This is a genomic window from Desulfosporosinus paludis (genome assembly GCF_045689965.1).
GTDB classification, from domain to species: Bacteria; Bacillota; Desulfitobacteriia; order Desulfitobacteriales; family Desulfitobacteriaceae; genus Desulfosporosinus; species Desulfosporosinus paludis.
Genome location: NZ_CP144211.1, coordinates 353,345 through 371,948 on the forward strand (window position 1 = coordinate 353,345; position 18,604 = coordinate 371,948).

General features: G+C 41.1%; 18 protein-coding genes and 2 pseudogenes. 1 reads left to right on the forward strand and 19 read right to left on the reverse strand.

Annotated features, from left to right (window positions below):
- Positions 1-11: 11 nt before the first annotated feature.
- The 14 genes and pseudogenes from VZF35_RS01640 to VZF35_RS01705 form a co-directional block, all read right to left on the reverse strand.
- Positions 12-1,226, reverse strand: coding sequence for an efflux RND transporter periplasmic adaptor subunit (locus VZF35_RS01640; protein WP_407310370.1), 1,215 nt, complete (start codon positions 1,224-1,226; stop codon positions 12-14).
- A gap of 28 nt (positions 1,227-1,254) precedes the next feature.
- The gene (locus VZF35_RS01645) at positions 1,255-1,863 is read right to left on the reverse strand and encodes a TetR/AcrR family transcriptional regulator (protein WP_407310371.1); all 609 of its coding nucleotides are present in this window, start codon (positions 1,861-1,863) and stop codon (positions 1,255-1,257) included.
- A 352-nt stretch (positions 1,864-2,215) separates the two neighbouring features.
- Positions 2,216-2,701, reverse strand: coding sequence for a molecular chaperone (locus VZF35_RS01650; RefSeq protein WP_407310372.1), 486 nt, complete (start codon positions 2,699-2,701; stop codon positions 2,216-2,218).
- A gap of 59 nt (positions 2,702-2,760) precedes the next feature.
- A pseudogene (locus tag VZF35_RS01655) lies at positions 2,761-2,883 on the reverse strand (twin-arginine translocation signal domain-containing protein); the annotation flags it as partial.
- A gap of 654 nt (positions 2,884-3,537) precedes the next feature.
- Entirely contained in the window at positions 3,538-3,654 is a 117-nt protein-coding gene (locus tag VZF35_RS01660) for a DUF3102 domain-containing protein (protein WP_407310373.1), read from the reverse strand.
- On the reverse strand, positions 3,632-3,928 hold the full coding sequence (locus tag VZF35_RS01665; RefSeq protein ID WP_407310374.1) for an ABC transporter permease: 297 nt from the start codon (positions 3,926-3,928) through the stop codon (positions 3,632-3,634). The genes VZF35_RS01660 and VZF35_RS01665 overlap by 23 nt, the downstream gene beginning before the upstream one ends.
- Positions 3,929-4,124: 196 nt before the next feature.
- On the reverse strand, positions 4,125-4,262 hold the full coding sequence (locus tag VZF35_RS01670; RefSeq protein ID WP_407310375.1) for a hypothetical protein: 138 nt from the start codon (positions 4,260-4,262) through the stop codon (positions 4,125-4,127).
- A gap of 50 nt (positions 4,263-4,312) precedes the next feature.
- Positions 4,313-4,852: a hypothetical protein gene (locus VZF35_RS01675; RefSeq protein WP_407310376.1), complete on the reverse strand. Its 540-nt coding sequence runs from the start codon at positions 4,850-4,852 to the stop codon at positions 4,313-4,315.
- Positions 4,758-4,967, reverse strand: a complete 210-nt coding sequence (locus VZF35_RS01680; protein ID WP_407314402.1) for an aminoglycoside 6-adenylyltransferase — start codon at positions 4,965-4,967, stop codon at positions 4,758-4,760. The genes VZF35_RS01675 and VZF35_RS01680 overlap by 95 nt, the downstream gene beginning before the upstream one ends.
- Before the next feature lie 120 nt (positions 4,968-5,087).
- Entirely contained in the window at positions 5,088-5,498 is a 411-nt protein-coding gene (locus VZF35_RS01685; RefSeq protein ID WP_407310377.1) for a hypothetical protein, read from the reverse strand.
- 315 nt (positions 5,499-5,813) lie between these two features.
- Positions 5,814-5,966: a hypothetical protein gene (locus tag VZF35_RS01690; protein ID WP_407310378.1), complete on the reverse strand. Its 153-nt coding sequence runs from the start codon at positions 5,964-5,966 to the stop codon at positions 5,814-5,816.
- A gap of 145 nt (positions 5,967-6,111) precedes the next feature.
- Positions 6,112-6,483 (reverse strand): SdpI family protein, encoded by a 372-nt coding sequence (locus tag VZF35_RS01695; protein WP_407314404.1) that lies wholly within the window; start codon positions 6,481-6,483, stop codon positions 6,112-6,114.
- Positions 6,484-6,525: 42 nt separating this feature from the next.
- Entirely contained in the window at positions 6,526-7,749 is a 1,224-nt protein-coding gene (locus tag VZF35_RS01700; protein ID WP_407310379.1) for a WD40/YVTN/BNR-like repeat-containing protein, read from the reverse strand.
- Positions 7,750-7,799: 50 nt separating this feature from the next.
- Positions 7,800-8,246 (reverse strand): hypothetical protein, encoded by a 447-nt coding sequence (locus tag VZF35_RS01705; protein WP_407310380.1) that lies wholly within the window; start codon positions 8,244-8,246, stop codon positions 7,800-7,802.
- Positions 8,247-8,658: 412 nt separating this feature from the next.
- Between VZF35_RS01705 and VZF35_RS01710 the strand changes: the two are divergent.
- Positions 8,659-10,773 (forward strand): annotated as a pseudogene (locus VZF35_RS01710) (thioredoxin domain-containing protein).
- A gap of 292 nt (positions 10,774-11,065) precedes the next feature.
- On the opposite strand, the gene VZF35_RS01715 reads toward VZF35_RS01710, so the two are convergent.
- The 5 genes from VZF35_RS01715 to VZF35_RS01735 all read right to left on the reverse strand — a co-directional run bounded on the left by VZF35_RS01715 (position 11,066) and on the right by VZF35_RS01735 (position 18,519).
- Positions 11,066-12,133, reverse strand: coding sequence for an HD-GYP domain-containing protein (locus VZF35_RS01715; protein WP_407310381.1), 1,068 nt, complete (start codon positions 12,131-12,133; stop codon positions 11,066-11,068).
- A gap of 158 nt (positions 12,134-12,291) precedes the next feature.
- On the reverse strand, positions 12,292-13,659 hold the full coding sequence (locus VZF35_RS01720; RefSeq protein ID WP_407310382.1) for a sodium-dependent transporter: 1,368 nt from the start codon (positions 13,657-13,659) through the stop codon (positions 12,292-12,294).
- 236 nt (positions 13,660-13,895) lie between these two features.
- Positions 13,896-15,623 carry an adenine deaminase gene (gene ade, locus VZF35_RS01725; RefSeq protein ID WP_407310383.1) on the reverse strand — a complete coding sequence of 576 codons (1,728 nt, stop codon included), beginning with the start codon at positions 15,621-15,623 and terminating at the stop codon, positions 13,896-13,898.
- Positions 15,624-15,671: 48 nt separating this feature from the next.
- Positions 15,672-17,003 carry a 5'-deoxyadenosine deaminase gene (locus VZF35_RS01730; protein ID WP_407310384.1) on the reverse strand — a complete coding sequence of 444 codons (1,332 nt, stop codon included), beginning with the start codon at positions 17,001-17,003 and terminating at the stop codon, positions 15,672-15,674.
- Positions 17,004-17,160: 157 nt separating this feature from the next.
- Positions 17,161-18,519: an NCS2 family permease gene (locus tag VZF35_RS01735; protein WP_407310385.1), complete on the reverse strand. Its 1,359-nt coding sequence runs from the start codon at positions 18,517-18,519 to the stop codon at positions 17,161-17,163.
- Between the last annotated feature and the right edge of the window lie 85 nt (positions 18,520-18,604).

Genomic DNA, 18,604 nt, shown 5'->3' on the forward strand with positions numbered 1-18,604 from the left:
CTCAATTCACCTCACTTTTCTGTAACCTGATAACCTGCTTTTATAGTTTTCATTCCTTCGATCACCAGTTTACCTCCGGTTTTCAGACCTTCTACTGAAACTTTATCTTCCTGCGCGTCACCCAAGGTAACATTTTTTCTGACAGCATGACCACTCTCATCTACATAAACATAATCTTCACCATCATTTAAAATGCTGCTGATAGGAACCCAAATGGAGCTTTTCTCACCGGCATTTATGTAAACTTTAACAGATTCACCAATATAAAATTTATTGTTGTCAATAGGATTTAAAAGTTTGATTTCAGCACTATAGGTTCCGGATTGCGGATCGGCCATTTGAACAATATTTATAATTTCTCCATCTGATGTAAGATCATCAATTTTCACCTGCGCTTTTGTACCGACCTCTAGTTTCTTCACATCGTTATCTGTCAATCCTACAGTAACAACTTGATTTTCACTTCTCAGTAAAATAACCGGATTGCCGGCCGGCTGCAGTTCACCCTCCTTGCAGAGAACATCTACTACATAGCCATCTGTATCGGAAACTAATGAGGCATCTTGAACTAAATTCACTTTTGAATTATAGTCGGTTGTCGCTGTATTCAACTGGGCCAAAAGTGCCTCTTTGTCCTCTTCCCTGGTTCCAGTTTTTAGCTGCTGCAAACTCTGTTGGGCAATATTCAAACTAGCTTCACTGCTATCTAGTTGAAGTTTTGCACTATCCAATGCTTGTTTAGAAATCGCTGACTGATTATATAATTGTAAATTCTTATCATATAAATCCTTGTAAAAATTATAGTTGTCCTGCGCATTGTTAACTGCTATCTGAGCCTTATTTATATCCTCTTGCTGGGCACCATTTACCGCTTTATTATATTGGGCCGAAGCTGCATTCATTTGAGATTTTGAGGCTTCCAGGGCGAAATTCAAGTCGGTTTTATCCAGATCTACCAAGTGGTCACCTTTTTTTACAGGTTGGCCTTTAGAAACGTATAGTTTCGCTATCTTGGCAGAGCTTTTAAACGATAATTTTCTCACCTCACTTCCGCCGGTAATCCCTTCATACTCGAGTGAAATAGGATAACTCTCTTCCTTAAGCACCAACGTTTTTACCGGATAAGTCTTTGTATCAGATTCGCTTGCATCATTGTTTCCGCCACATCCATTCAGAATAACAGCTGCAAAGAATAATGAAGCAATAAGCAAAGCCCTTTTTTTCATCTCTAATCCCCCTCTTCTTGTCGAATCCTCATCTTTTTAGCAATCCATTTGACAGGACCTTTGAAGCACTTCTGCACAATCTATCAATTTCTACCGGTATAAGATCTCCTTCTAACCTATTCTGGACAACGAAAAGACCGATTAAAGATTCCACATACATTAATGAAACCGTAAAAAAATCACTTTGCCCAAGCAGTCCTTTTTTGTATAAAGCTATTAATTTTCTCTCTAAAATTACAATAATGGATTTAAACGTATTTGTAACATTTTTAATCAATTCTGTTCTTCGTTTTGATTCAATAATTGCAACAATCAGGATACCTTTGCTTTCAACGATTCTCCTATACAACTCCATACCGAATTCAAAAAGCAGGTCTTCTAAGGGAAGGTCACTTTCTATAATGCCTTCAAGTCTTGAATTACCATCTTGGGTTATCTCTTTTGTTATTGCTAAAAAGAGACCTTCTTTATTTTTAAAGTGCCTAAATAGCGTTGCCTCATTTACTCTTGCCCTTTCGGCAATCATTTTTGTTGTTGTTCCTTTAAATCCATGTTCCATAAAAAGTTGTTTAGCCGCATCAATAATTCTGAGGCTTAAAGCGTTATCATTCCAATTACCTGTTTCAAGATCGTTCATGTGCAATAATCACCCCTTATTAACTTGCTTTCATGCAAGTACTTACTTGCTTATATTTTACATACTCTTAATGGTTTATGCAAGCGTGCACTTGCTTCTTAGGAGTATCATTAAACCGCAGTGAATTCTTCAACCTGAATTTTGACATTTGCATAACTCTACTCCAGTTTGACAGCAACTGCTCAAAAGCAGTCGCTGTCAAACTGAAGTCAAACCTTTTAACGGAGCTAAAAAAATAGCACCTCGGAGGATGCCTTTCAATATATTATAAAAAGACCTATAGAACGGACTTACTTATAAATGTCCATTCTATAGGTCCCTTTTAATGAAGCAAAATCACCTGTTTTTTAAATCAAAGAGTATCCAAGATCTCATCGATAACCGTAGAATCAACCTGTAGGAATTCATTCAACATATCAGCCACTCCTCTGTAAAGAGGATGGGAAGTAGAAGTTTTTAAGTCAGAAACAAATTGTGGAACCCAAACAAGTAAATGCTCCTCTAAAAAGTCTTTCTGATCCTTGAGAATTTCACTGGCTCGTCTCATCTTTCCTTCCTGGAAAGAAATTTCAAGAAGACTGCTAAGATTATACATAAAGTCTAATTCCAGAGCAATGTGATCATCCGGTTCTGATCGGTAATGAACAGGAAGAAAATTATAGTTTAAGTAACATTGACGTACTTTCAACGTACTTTCTTGAAAAATCAACCGTTCTTTCAGCACATAGACAGATTCCCAAGGTGGAGCAGGCAATTTGGCCGGGCCAATGAACAAGCGTGTATATTCGGAACGCGCCCTTTCATGGGCTTCATCCTTGTTCATCTCCAATTGTTCCACAAAATCTCTGACTAGATCTAAACTCTTTTAGATAGAAAGCAAAGACTGAGAGGTTCACCGGTGGTTGTTAATGTATTTCCACATCCCACTAACGATAAACTAGCCGCCGCTGCTGTGCTTGCTTTGATAAAATTTCTTCGGCTGATATTTAATTTATTTACCTTATCAACAAAATCGGGCATACCTTATTACCTCCTTAGAAATGTTATAATATCCACAAAAAGCTCAATTTCCCTCCTCTATTAGGTATTCAGACTTAATCAAGGATTATCAATAACGTTTTTTCCTTTACTAAAATCTTTCTTTCACTTTTCCTATTTATAGTCTTACTATAACAAGTATTAGAATAAGAAAGCTTCTCTTTAACTTTACTATATTTCTATTTATAGGACCTCACAAAATCTGTGCTTTGTTTTTGTAGATAATTACAAAATATCAAAAGATTTTAAATCACAGCCTTTAATAATGTCAAAAAATATAAACAATCCTATTTAATGCTACAGATTGCTATCTGTGATGACAGTAACCTTGAATTATTACAAATTGAACAAATATAAAGAGGTTAAAGCGTTTTATAGGTCATCAGACGAGATCGACACATGCTTAACGATAAACGTTTTAAGGGCTAAGCGCTAAGCACCGATGCCTAAATTGATAAGCGTTTTTGGACTCCGATAAAATAAAAAACCGATTTTCTTATTATTGAAAATCGGTTTTTTTCACTCATATTAATTTTACCCTGAGTGAGGATTATTCGGATTTGATTAAGTCTGTACCATAAGATTTATCGATTGCACAAAGCCATCTGCATTGTGCTTTTTTCGCAAACATGCAGGTTACTCTTCTGAGATCCCAAGAAGGATGAGAGCCTGGCTATAGGTTAAATTCGTCACCGGTGACGAATTTGGATTGCCTTCTTGCGGGGAAAGATTACGCCTTGCGCTTATACGCATTAAGTGTCAGCGGAATGAATACGACGAGTATCGCCAAGGTGCCAAATAATGCGAACCAAAAATCCGCACCTATCATGCCATAAGTCAACAACTGCCGCACCATCATTACAACGCGGGATAGCGGGTTGATATGCAGGACAAAATATTGCAGCCAACCCGGCATCGTTTCGGCCGGAACAAAAGCGTTCGACAGGAATACTAACGGGAACATTACTACTACACCAATCGCAGACGCAGTTGAAATAGGATAACCGATAAATATGGAGGGAAACACAACCGAAACGGGGCTATTTTTTTGACTAACAAGGAGGGTTTGCAAGCCTTATTATAAAGCTGCAAAATAAACGGAGGTTAAACGGGGCGTAACCGAGTATAACGAAGTGTAAACAAATATAACTTAAAGGGTGACTATAAAGGTTGTTCCTTTCCCAATCTCGCTTTTCACACTCACATTGCCGCCAATGGAGCGGTCAGAGAAGCCCCTCGTCAGCGGAAATAGTCACTTTGTCAAGTTTGGCCGTTATCGATATATTTTTCTCCGACCATTGCGGATCAAGTAAAACCACCGTGTTTTGCAGCCATTTTATTTGTGATGTGTACCCGCTCACTAGAAAAAGACTTCTAAATATTAGTCCATTCGCGTGGGATATGATTCAGTTTACAGACTAATATCTTCGGAAGCTAAGATTTGCCCGCTCTGGGACTGACCAATGACCTTTGTTAGAGGACCATCTGAAGGATTAAGAAACACAAACCATATTCTAGTCGTCCCATTATTGACTATTCTTGTTTCTTTATCTATTGTTCTTTTGTCAGTCTGTACGTTAACCCGAACAATTTGAGAATCAGAAATTTCCCCAAAAGCTAGTGGAAATGGTGTGTCTTTTGTTGAGGGAAAGTATTGTGCTGTAATTGGTAGCCCTGGTTCTGAATGCGAATGCTCCCCACCATAAGCCCACTCCCAGCCCCAAAGCGTCTTTTTTACATATCCAGAGGCCACTGTTGAATTATTTCCTCCATTAATACTTTTGTAAAAGAAAACTACTTCTCCACCTGTTACCTTTTCTTCGTGAATTATCTTAACTACCTGTCTACCAGATTTCTCAATTGCTTCTTCTATTGTTTTTCCGTTTTCCTTGGATGGTAATAGGGCTATAAGCGTCCCCCCAAGAATAAGAACCACAATGACAACCGTCATAATTAGATGAACCCTTTTCAATTTCTTTTCCTCCCAAGCGAATGTCATATTCCTGAAAAATGTCTTTGATAGCATTCTGGTTTATTCTTGACCCGCCTAAAAGAACTGCACGAATCTTTCATTCTTATGTGCGATATTTAATATTAAATCAAACATTTCCTGTTCTTTAGGCATTTCAGCCTCCAGAAAAAACGAGCTGTGGCAGTAACTAAATGGCTTGAGAATGTGCCAAAAGTTATTTAACTGAGTCTATTTGAAAAGTTATACTTCCGCTGTGCTTTTGTCCTTTATCAACCCATTCTAAATTTACATTGACCTTGCCAATATAAAAAGTACTCTTTCCCTGCGATTCAATTGGAGATTTTGGCTGTAACGTAGGAACTTTAAGAGTGATGCCTGTAGAAAATTTAATCAATACCTCTTGAATTGCTGAGTTGCCATTGTATTGAATACTTGTTCCTAATGTTGGAGCCATTGTAATAGTCCAATCTTCCAGTCCATTTTCAGATATAATTTTAGAAGTAGCATTTTGTATAACCTCATTACTTACAGCAGGCAATTTAGTTTCTCTAGCATAGCTACCAATACAACGAAGAACAATAATTGCTAAAACTAAGGCAATTACAGTTATAGTAGCTTTCTTCATGAAATTCCCCCTTAACTATTCTACATTATCCTGCAAATCTGTTGCATTTATAAGAACTAGTAATTGCCAAGATAACTGCACTACTTGGTAAGAAAATCTTTTGCCAATTTAACAAATTCATCTTTGTTGAAAATAATGCGGGATGCCTGCCTTTACTAAAAACGTGCATTTCTCCGCTACCTATTTTTCAATTAATCTCCGAGTAGGTTTTTATATAAGACTCTGTATGAACCAATTTGATGAACTCATCTTCTTTGCTACCAGTAAATAACACTTTAGCCTTTACTCCGCTTAATGGGTGATGAAAGAACTTTCCTATTTGCTTGCATGTTCGTGAATAGCAACTGTGTCATTATCAACAACACTTTCCCAATCTTCGCCATGCATTATGTAACAAAACATGTAGTCAATCACGCCTTTTTCTTCCTGTGCTTGAATGAAAGAGTGCTCTTTTTCCTTTCCATTCAAAATGCAGGGCAACATAACAGAATGAATATCTCGAATTAGGTATCATCCAAGTCGAAACAAACAAGTTTAAATTTTCCCATTCCATAAATACCTTCACTCAATACAAATTAGAAAATCCCACCCTGAAAATTATGCTTTCTTTCTATTACCTACCTTGTTCGTCAAAATTACTCTTTAAAGCTCTCTCCGTGGGAAATATTGAACCAACTAAGAAAATGAGTTGTATACTGCAAAGTATTAAACTAAAAGTTCCTACAGTATTTGCATCTTTTCCAATTACAAACAACATGGCTATCGCAGAAGGAATAAGGATAATGCTTCCTAATATTAGCCATACTTTTCCACAATAATGATGTGCAAAGACCCAAGTATCTTCATTTTTCATGGACATAGAGGTTCGGTATCCAAAAACATAGTTGATTTCTTTTGGTGCATTTTTGATAAAGTATTTGCCAAACCCAATCATTGTAAATGGAATTAATAAATTCAAAACCATCATAAAAATCCAAAATCCCAATTCCATATCACCCCTTTTTTAGTAGATAGTATCTGAGCAGGATTAATGGTTGGCTCTAATACTAACTTTAATCTGAACCCATGTATGCCCGCCATCAATGGTCTTCCATAAGCCTCCATCAATAATTGCCCATCCTAATTTTTCCGAAGTAAAATCCAATTGCTGAAGTTTCTCCAGACTAATATTCGGTGTAATGCAGACAAACGAGTGCGAACCGTCCGATGTAAAATATAATTTATAGCCGTCACTCACGAAAGCATGTGTAGCATCGATAATACTCCAATGAAATCCCCTATACTCTTGTGACTTTTGTGCTATCTGTACTGGAGTTGTCGGAGTCCAACTTAATCCCCCATCCTTAGTCTTATAGAAAACGAATGCTGGCGGTTTCTCACCTCTAAATTCAACGGGCAATACTCCCTCTTTTTGATTAAAGAAATGTGGTGATTCAGTACTCACCGACCCTCCCGCAGTAAAATAATCCTGCGGAGCTACAATAGCCTTTTGAGCCCAAGTCAGTCCCCCATCTGACGAGCTATACAACCAAATACCGTCACCATGGGAAAAACCCGTTAGCCAGCCGTTTTCCTGATTTGAAAATACTAGACCGTTTTTAGAACCTGCCAAGGGCAAATCATTAGACGTTTTCTCGTTGATAATCGCCGAGGCATTTGACTTCCAGGATGCACCACCGTCATTCGACTGGAATACTTCTACCGATTCCGACCCCATGGAAACATCATAGCTTGCCAATAACCAACCATGCTTTAAATCAATAAAATCAAGAGAAGTTACTCTACCATACCACGGGGTCGTATTAATCTCGGCACGTTCCCATTTTTGTCCTCCGTCTGTGGAACGGTAAACAGTAATGCTGGTTGACGATTCTTTATTGAAGACAACCCAAAGAGTTTGAGCATCATAGACCGATAATGCACCTTCTCTCATACTTCCAACACCCTTTGGAGTGACGTTAGTCCAGCTAACTCCGCCATTGACTGTCCTCAATAAAGAATCTTTGCTGAGTGCCCACCCTGTCATTGCATTAACCATATGTATCGATGTTAAGTTACTCAATGCTCCCAAACTTGAAGTGCTAGACATATTCTTCTGACTGCTAGGAAATGTATTATTACCATTTAAGGAGGCCGAACTCTGGCTAGTCAGGGTATTGTCGACTCCAGTAGGTTGCCAATTACCACAGCCTGTTAACATAAGCATAAGGACGATAATACCAGAAACTAAACGGTAATAGTTGTAATGCAATACAAGGACTCCTTTCCGATAAGCAGGAAACCTGCATGGAATAGCGGGCTTCACGTACAGTTCATCTCTAAGCACCCACATGAACTTCGTAAAGAATAATTCCAGTTATCTGAGTATGGGAAATTTGCATGGGCACTTAAAACTTCATATAAATTTGAGAAATTATGCCAGTAGATAGTTTTCTTAATATACTCAATCCATTTACTTCGCATTTGGTTCTCTGTTATGCCGAATACAGATACAAAGTTATTGGGCGATTTAATCAGATTATGTAACTTATCATAGCCGAAAACTTCAATATTAGAAACAATCTTATCTCTATCTATCAACGAATATGGTATATACTGATTTTTCCAATATCCATCTTGATACCACTGTTCAAAATTAAATCCAAATACTTTTTGTGTTAAATCATTTAAACTCTTTCTGAGATCATTGCTTTTCCCGTATCCAATAACAAATTGATACCCTTTCCCGTTGATGTTTATTAATTCCATGTGAATACTCTCCCTACGTCAAATATAAATAATCTTGACTTCGCTACTTCGTACAATTCCGTCATAACTATAGCTAACGTGTAGTCGGGAAATGGTATCTTCAGCCTTTTGAGCCCGATTAACCAATATGAATAAGATGGACGATAGCATACATGTAAGATTCGAATATCAATGTCTTCTTTTTCAGGCTTTCTAAACTATATACAAATATAACAGTAAGGATTGTAAATACCACAAATTACCTTAATCCAGGATTCAACAAATTTCGAAATATTCCTGCCAAATACAAACATCAATTAAAACATATTAAAATGTTCTCGTAAAAGAATTTTTCCTAGGAATTATAGCTATGTAAAAGGTCATACTAGATTAAATGTTAAATTGATATTAATTTTAAGGGAGGTGATTGCCCATGACAATAATGAACAAAATACCCAATAGATTAGCTAATGAAAAGTCTCCTTACTTGCTCCAACACGCATATAACCCAGTTAACTGGTTTCCTTGGGGCGAAGAGGCTTTTCAAAAGGCGAAAACAGAGAATAAACCTGTTTTCTTATCTATTGGGTATTCGTAGTGTAGTTTACCGACCTGCCACTGGTGTCACGTCATGGAGCGGGAATCCTTTGAAGACCAAGAGGTCGCGGATCTTCTTAATCGCTATTTTATCTCCATTAAAGTCGACCGCGAAGAGCGGCCTGATGTTGATCATCTCTACATGTCTTTCTGTCAAGCACTCACCGGTTCGGGTGGATGGCCACTTACTATTCTGATGACACCCGAGAAAAAACCGTTTTTCGCGGGCACCTATTTTCCTAAAAACCAGCGTTATGGCCACCAAGGGCTCATGGAGCTTTTAGAACAAGTCGGATTCCTCTGGAGGGATAATGAAGCCAAGGTTCGTGAGTCGAGTGAACAGATTGTAGCTGCCGTCCAAGCCCATCAAGCCGTTCCAACGAAAGCTGCTCCTGTTTCCTCCCCAACCTCTGGCATTCAGTCTTGGGGCAGTCAAGTTATTGAAAAAGCCTATAAAGGATTAGCGCAAAGTTTCGATTCCCGCTATGGAGGCTTTGGTCATGCCCCTAAATTTCCGACTCCTCATACTTTAACCTTCCTCTTACGCTATGCTCAAGACCATCCGCAGGACAGTAAAGCCTTTGCAATGGTTCGTAAAACATTGGATGGGATGGCCTTAGGAGGCATTTACGATCATATCGGGTTCGGCTTTGCGCGCTACAGTACCGATGAAAAATGGTTAGTTCCCCATTTTGAGAAAATGCTCTATGACAATGCCTTGCTTGCTATGGCTTACCTCGAAAACTACCAAGTTGGGCATCAGGCAAGAGATGCCCGGATAGCGCAAAACATATTTAGCTATGTGCTCCGGGACATGACCTCACCTGAAGGCGGATTTTACTCTGCAGAGGACGCTGACGCTGAAGGCGAAGAAGGAAAGTTTCACGTCTGGGCACCCGCTGAGATCGAAGCAGCTCTGGGAAAAGAAGTTGCCTCTGAATACTGTGCTGTTTATGACATCACCGCCAACGGGAACTTCGAAGGAAAAAACATCCCGAACTTACTTCAAGGAACTCTGGGGAAAAGCTTGCCTGACAATGCTCAGGCAATTCAAGATGCGCTAGAATCCTTAGAGAGCGCCCGCGGCACTTTATTCGCCATTCGTGAGCAGCGCGTCCATCCTCACAAGGATGATAAACTATTGACGGCGTGGAATGGTCTGATGATTATGGCCTTAGCCAAAGGGGCCCAAATCTTTAGTAATCATGCCTACCTGGAAGCAGCGGAAAATGCTGTCCGTTTTGTACTAACAAACCTTCAACGTCCTGATGGCCGCCTTTTGGCCCGATACCGTAAAGGAGATTCGGCTTTCCTTGGCTACCTAGACGATTATGCCTTTTTAATTGGCGGATTGATCGAACTATACTCAGCTTGTGGAAAATCCGAATATCTTCAAACAGCGCTTCAGCTTCAAGAACAGCAGGAAAAACTTTTTTATGACGAAGAACATGGAGGGTACTTTTTGACTGGCGTGGATGCCGAAGAGCTTCTTATCCGGCCCAAAGAAAGTTACGATGGTGCCCTTCCCTCCGGCAACTCAATCACGGCTCTCAATTTATTACGGCTGGCACGTCTCACAGGTGAAGACCGTTGGGAAAAAAGAGCGGAGCAGCTTCTGGAAAGTTTTCGGCCTGTACTTGAAGAACATCCCTCAGGTTACACGGCCTTTCTGCAGGCCCTCCAATTTGCTCTGCACTCAAGCCAGGAACTGATTTTAGCCGGATCACTCACCTCAGCTCAGTTAGGAGAAATGCGTCAGGTATTTTTTTCGGAGTTTCGTCCTTATGCTTCGATTCTTCATCATGATGGAACTCTGGGAACTATTGTCCCTTGGATCCGTGATTACCCTATAGAGACAAATCAACCAACTGCTTTTCTCTGTGAGAATTTCACCTGTCAACGCCCGGTCCATAACATCGAGGAATTCAAGAGCCTTTTGAACAATTCCTAATTAGCCTCAAACCCGCCTACGAAAGCGCTTTGTTAATAGCCTCAAGTGAGTATGTTAAGAACATATGCAGTGAATTTACTTAAGCAAAAACCAAAAAATCACTATCGGACGGTGTACGTCTGATAGTGATTTTTTATTTTCAGTTCTCCATCAAATAAAAATAAAGTATCCGTGTGACAATGAGTTTCCATTTTCTTATATCGACAAAAATATTTACCCTTATCGGTGTTTGCTAAACTGAGGCAGCCTAAGATCATGTTCTGACAACATTCCTTGAGCATAAACGCACAAACTAACGATTATCCACAGCAGTGATCATAAGGGAGGGGTAATTTGCCAAATTATAATCAATGGGATCTGTCAGCTCTTCTTCCCCTTGATAGAATACTCGAACATGAGGACGGTTAGGAAACGCAGAGTTTTGTTTTACAACATTTCCCCTTTGCCCATTACTTAACAAAATACCTGAACCTGAAGGGTAGACGGCTATGTGTTTCTTGAAGACATCTAAAATTTGGGGATCAAAATGAGAATTTGATTGAGCAATAATATACTCATAAGCTTCATTGGGTTCAATAGCCTTGCGGTAGACTCTGCGGCTTGTTAACGCTTCATAAACATCAGCAACCGCCGCCAGTCTCCCGTATTCGTGAATTTCTGTCCCTCTCAATCCTCGCGGATAGCCAGACCCATCCCACTTTTCCTGATGTTGAAAAGCGATATGAGCCGCCAGTAAACTGAAATCATTATTTTTACGAAGAATATCAAAGCCGTTCGTAGTATGTCTCTTAATTTCCATAAATTCGTCATCGGTCAGAGGAGTTTTCTTATTCAAGATGCCTTCAGGAATTTTAATTTTCCCAATATCGTGCATGAGTACGCCCATGCCAAATTCAATTAATCTTTGTTCAGGGTACCCAGAGGCGATCCCCAAAACAAGGGCAATGATCGTAGTATTAATGGAATGATGAAATGTGTAATCGTCGTACCCTTGAATATCCGTCAAATTACATAATATATCAGTGCTTGATAAAAGATCATTAATCATTTCTTGAATAGTCGAACGAACCCTAGCAATAGGTAATGAGCCCTCAGCATCGTTCTCAATATACTTGCTGATATTTTGTATCGTCTTGTAAGCTACTTCACGGGTTTGACCGGTAATTGTCGTATGGAATTCTACATCATCCAGTCGGCCATCTTCGATAAACAGAACATCGTAACCCATTGCTTTTAATCGTTCTATATAAGAGGCTGTCACTCGAACCCCAGCCTGCAGTAAAATCCTACCTGAAGAGTTAATCACGGGACGAGCTAAAACGGATCCTTCCTCGACGAAACTCGTGTTCACCAAGCGCATTAATCTACTCACCCTATCCAAATTTAATGTCAATATCACTCCTGCACTTGTTACTTCGGCAAAATGAATTAAATAACCTCTTTTTGACGATATATCGCGATAAATTTTCCCTTTAGTCCTATTGTCTTCCCTTCAGTGATCATCCAACGCAGCAAATCTTAAAAATGAATGACGTTCAGACCAGTCAAAAGTACGATTGCAATGGCAATAGGAACTACATATCTTACCAAAATACGGTAAACTCGGAACAATCCTTCATTACCTAACCGTCCTTCGTTGGTCATCTCTCGTTTAACGTTGGCATAACCCCACTGCCAACCCACAAATAAGGCAATAAAGATTCCTCCTAATGGGAGCAGAACATTCGAGGTTGCAAAATCAAAGAAGTCGAAAAACGTTTTTCCGAAAATCAATACTTTGGCCAAGAGACTATTCGATAACGTAGCTGTTGAACCAAGCAGACCGATTCCTAAAATCGTAAGCAAGGTCGCATTCTTCCTTGACCATCGATACTGTTCCGTTAAATAGGCAATAGGAACTTCCAATAACGACAACATTGCCCCAGTAGCGGCGATTGCGGTGAGGATAAAGAATAACACCATAAAAACCCGACCCAGGGGCATGGAATTAAACACTGTAGGAATGATGATAAACAGCAGCTTAGGACCTGCATCCGGTTTAAATCCAAAGGCAAATACTGCTGGGAAAATGGCGATACCTGCCATAAGTGAAACTAAGGTATCAGAAAGTGCAACCTTCACTGCCATCTTAGGCAAGTTCTCATTTTTATCGACGTAACTGCCATAGGTAATCATAGCTCCCATGCCAACACTTAGTTTAAAAAATGCTAATCCTAAGGCAGCTAGTATTGCACTCACGGTGATCTTAGAGAAATCCGGCTTAAACAAGAACGATAGCCCTGCAGCTGCACCTGGTAAACTCAAAGACCTAATATCAATAATAATAAGTAAGATAAAGAGCAATGGCATCAAAACTTTGGTAACTCTCTCGATTCCTTTCGTGACACCGGCCATAATAATTGCCCCTGTCACAATTAAAACAAACACTTGCCAAAATAGCGGTTCTCCAACCCCGGAAACCAAGGAATTAAAAACCTGAGTCGTCTCTTGAGGTTTATTGGTCAAAAGCGCTCCGCTCGCAGCTTTGAAAATATAGGCATAGACCCAACCGGCCACGCATGTATAAAAGGCCATAATTAGAAAGGCACTCAAGACCCCTGCCCCGCCTACCAGAAACCAAGGTTTTCGTGGTTCAATTTTTTTAAACGCTCCAACAGCGTTTGATTTGGTACTTCGCCCAATTAGGTGCTCCGATAACATGACCGGCAGTCCGACTAAAGCTAGGCAAAGCAAATAAACTAAGATAAAGGCAGCCCCGCCATTAGCTCCAGTAACATAAGGGAACTTCCATATATTTCCAAGACCAACAGCCGAACCTAACACTGCAGCAATAACACCAATGCTGCTTGTAAAACCTTCTCGTTTTACATGTGATTCTTGTTTCAACGTTTCCCCCCCATTCTTTCTCGAACATTTTTTATTCGACATATTATATGCAAATTCCTTCTCAACTAGTACATGCATTTATAGGCTAAGGTTAACAGTCTTTATTTCATTTAATTTTATTACTATAAAAAAATATGCTTGCTTGTAATATCATCTGATCAGCCGATCAAACATATTCCGAACAAACATACTTTTTCCATTCCACTCAACTATCAGAGCTTTAAAATAATCCACTATTAAACAAGGAGGCTGGTCAATCGAAATTGTTCCACATTCACTAACCCTAAATCTGTCAATTTTATTACTGGTATCACAGGAAGGGAGAGAAAAGCCAAAGTCATAAATGGATCAATACTGTCATTAATCCCTAAACTATTTGCCTGTTCATGAAGTTCATTCAAGGTCTGAGTGACTGTATCAGCGTCTTGACCCGACATCAGACCTGCAATCGGTAACGGAAGTTTTCCAACCACTTGATTTCCGTCAACTAGACAAAGTCCACCCCCCATGTCTGCACAAGTTTGAATTGCCAGGTTCATCTCCTCGTCACTCATCCCCACGACAACAAGGTTGGGCGAATCATGGGCTACTGTGGAAGCAATTGCTCCCTTAGTTAAACCCAACCCTTCTACAAAGCCAATACCAACATTCCCTGTCCCATGATGCCGTTCGAGAACGGCGATTTTGGCAATTCCTTGACCGGGATCAGCGCAAATTTGCTCATCCTTCACAGGCAGTTCCCGAATTAGTTCTGATGTGGTTAAAGAATGTTCTTGAACACCGATTATACGTACTCGCGCTGAGTTTGCCCCGTTCAGAGATTTTGCCGGAACACTCAATGTATTGAGTAAACCATTCCCAAGATGTACGCTGTCCGTTAATCCGGCAGTGGAGAATTTAGAAAATTGGGGACGATCTCCCCCACAGTATTGGCTTTTTCCGTGCCAAAAGACTTCCTTTATCTCGAAACGATTAAGATCCTTTAAGATCACAAAATCAGCTTGATAACCTGGTGCCACTGCGCCCAGGTGAGGAAGCCCAATAGCCCGTGCAGCATTGATGGTCGCCATCTGTATGACCCTGATTGGATTAACTCCCCCTTGGATCGCCTGACGAACTAGATGATCAATGGAACCTTCCTGAATCAAATCCCTTGGATGGCGATCATCTGTCACCAACAAGCATTGGCCCGAATTCTCCGGCGTCACAGCCGGCAAAAGATCTAGAAGGTTTTTGGCAGCACTCCCTTCCCGGAGCATGACATAAAAACCTCGCCGCAGCCGCTCTCGGACTTCTTCGATCGTAGAACATTCATGGTCCGTATGAATCCCGGCCCGATAATAAGCGTTAAGGTCCTGGGGAGATATTCCTGGAGCATGGCCATCTCTGAAGTTCATGGGGAGTTCTAACTTATTCACCAGATCCGGTTTTGCCTGTAATACCCCAGGATAATCCATGACCTCCCCGAGGCCTATCACTCTTCGATGAGCCAAAAATTCCCGCAAATCTTCAGCGCTAAGGCGAGCTCCTGAAGTCTCCAAATCTGTTGCCGGAACACATGAAGGGAGCGCTACGAAGGTATTAAACGGCAAATCTTCAACACTATTTAAGATGTAGTGAATTCCCTTAACCCCTAAGACATTGGCAATTTCATGAGGATCGACGACAGCTGTCGTGACACCGTGGGAAAGCAGTAGGGAACAAAATTCTTCAGGGCAAAGAAGCGAGCTTTCAATATGGACATGTCCGTCGATCAATCCTGGGACAACATAATTCCCATTCAGATTCAAAACCCTCTCAGCTTCATTATAGGTCCCTAAACCGACAAACATCCCCTGATGAACTCCTATATCTGTCTCATGAATCTCGCCGGAAAAAACATTCACTAACCTGGCATTTTTTAAAACCAAGTCAATTTTCACAAGTCCCCGAGATTCATCCATTCTTTGTTTAAAGCTCGACATAACAGCATAACCCCTTTCCGGAAAACGCAGGGAAACATGGGTGCTGCGTCATACAAGTCCCACTCTCGCCATCACCCGGTTCAAACTTCGTGTTGAACTCTTCTTAAGCTGAGGAACATCGATGGTCAGAAGCTGGCGATCCCTCATAACAATTTGTCCGTCCACCATTGTGAGGCGTACGTCTGAAGAATAGGCTTGATAGACTAACTGGGAGTAGACATCCACATGCTCATTGGGCCAAGTGTGCAATCCCTGAAGGCTAACAACCGCCAAGTCCGCTTTTTTGCCAACTTCCAGACTCCCTAAGTCTTTTTCACGTCCTAAAGCACGTGCTCCACCTAGGGTTGCCAGCTCAAATACCTTTTGGGCCGGCATCACGGTTGGCCCATGCAGCGGTTTTTGCATGAGGGCAGCATGGCGCATCTCTCGGAAACCGTCCAAATTATTACTGCAGGGGGCTCCATCGGCACTGAGAGAAATCTCTGCCCCTCTTTGCAGAAGCTCAGGAATTGGAGCAATTCCCGAGGCTAGTTTCATATTGGAAGATGGGCAGTGGGAAATCCGAGTTTTACTCTGAACCAAAATATCCTTTTCGGCCTCATCCAGCCAGATGCAGTGAGCCAGAATCAGTTTTGAACCGGTCAAACCAACCTTATCCAGATATACGATATTGCGCATTCCACGAGTACTCTCCACCACTTGGATTTCTCCCCGATTTTCAGAGGCATGGGTGTGCACAAAGGCCTGTTTTTCCTGAGCAAGGCGGGAGACTTCTTTTAATAAGGTATCGGTACAGGAAATGACAAAACGAGGCGTAAAAGCGACCTCTAGGCGTCCATTTCCCTGTCCGTTAAATTTCTCAAATAAATCCACACTCTCTTGCAGAGAGGCTTCTGTCGTCTCCTGCAAGGACGGTGGAATATCCCCATCAGGATCATCCATCATGACTTTTCCTGCCAAGGCTCTCAGACCGCTGGACAGGATTGCCTCAAAAGCATGTTTGGTATGATGAACCGTTTCCATATCCACAATCGTTGTCGTTCCACTCAAAAATAATTCTCCAATTCCAAGTAACGCCGAATCATAGAGTGATTCAGGATCATGCCCGCCTTCCAAGGGCCAAATTTTAAGTTTAAGCCAATCCAAAAGTTCCAGATCATCCGCTTGGCCACGAAACAACGTCTGACAAAGATGAATGTGAGTTTGGATCAGGCCAGGAATGATCAAATCACCATGCAAATCAATCACTTGGTCTGCAGGTTGTTCTATCGTCTGTTCGACCGCTGCAATTTGAGAACCATCAACGAGTAAATCTCCATCAATGATCTCACGTCCAGCATTCATCGTTACAATCTTAGCATTCTTAAAAAGAATCCGCATTCCTAATTCCACCCTTCCCTTTCTTACGAAAGGCTCTCTTCCATCCAAAAAGAACTTAGCTCACGCCCGAAGACAACATACATAACAATCAACCTCGGTTGAACGAGTTCATTGAGGATTGGAGAGATGAGTTACATCTCTCCAACCCCGACTAGATTCATGAACCTAGTATAAAGTGAAGAATAAAGAGGACCGTTAAAGTATAAGTGACGGCATTATTTTCTTTATGCTTCCCGGTAATCAGTTTGATAATGGTATAGGACATAAAACCAAAGGCTAAACCTTGAGCGATTGAATAGGTTAAAGGCATCATGACAATCGTCATAAACGCGGGAAAAGCATCTGTAAAGTCGTCAAATTTAATATTAACCACTTCGCCCATCATCAAGACACCCACTAAGATAAGAACCGGTGCGGTAGCAGTGGCAGGGATCAAACCAATAAGAGGAGAGAAAATGAGTGCGACCACGAAAAGCAGGGCCACGATAACTGCCGTTAAACCACTTTTTCCTCCTTCAAGCACACCTGCGGCACTTTCAATATAAGAGGTTACAGTCGGTGTTCCCATACAGGCTCCGAACATTGTCCCTATAGAGTCCGACATCAAAGCCTTGCCGGCGCGGGGAAGATTTCCCTTTTTATCAAGCAATCCGGCTTTACGCGAAACACCCAGCAGGGTTCCAATATTGTCAAACAGATCAACAAAGGTGAAGGCGAAAAGAATCGAAACTAAGCCATAGTCAAAGGCTCCCATGATATTGAGGTGGAAGGCAACCGGAGCAATCGAGGCAAAGGGATTTGAAAAGCTTACAATACTGGACATACCGGTTGGCAAAGGAGAATAACCCATCAACATACTGAAAAGTGTTGTCACTAAAATTCCAATGAGTAAGCCACCCTTGATTTTCTTGGCCATGAAAAAACCAGTAACAATTAAGCCGAAAACCGTAACTAAGACGCTTGCCGATTTCATATCACCCAGCGTGACAAGAGTGGCTGGGTTGGCAACAACAATTTTCCCATCTTGAAGCCCGATAAAAGCGATAAATAACCCAATCCCTACTCCAATAGAGATGCGTAAAACCTCAGGTACCCCTTCCATAATCCATTCCCGAACTTTGGTTACGGTCATCAGGAAGAAGACCAGTCCTGAGATGAAAACTGCACCAAGTGCCGTTTCCCAGGGTAGTTTCATGCCGATAACAACAGAGTAGGTGAAGAAGGCGTTAAGCCCCATGCCCGGGGCCATGGCGATTGGATAGTTGGCATATAAGCCCATAATCAGCGTAGCGACTGCGGCGGCGATGGCGGTTGCGGCAAACGTTGCATTAATTGGCATTCCGGCATCCTTTAAGATATTCGGATTCACAAATAGGATATAAGCCATGGTAACAAATGTGGTTACTCCAGCGAGAATTTCAGTACGCGCAGTTGTACCCAATTCGGACAGATGAAAAAAGCCATCTAAAAAACCATGATTTACCGGAGGTTGGGAATTTTTTGACACGCTTGACATGAATAGCCCTCCCTAAATAGACATTTTATCGTTCATGCTGACTTACCCTGTTGTCAAAAACATTATAATTGCAATGTTATCCTAG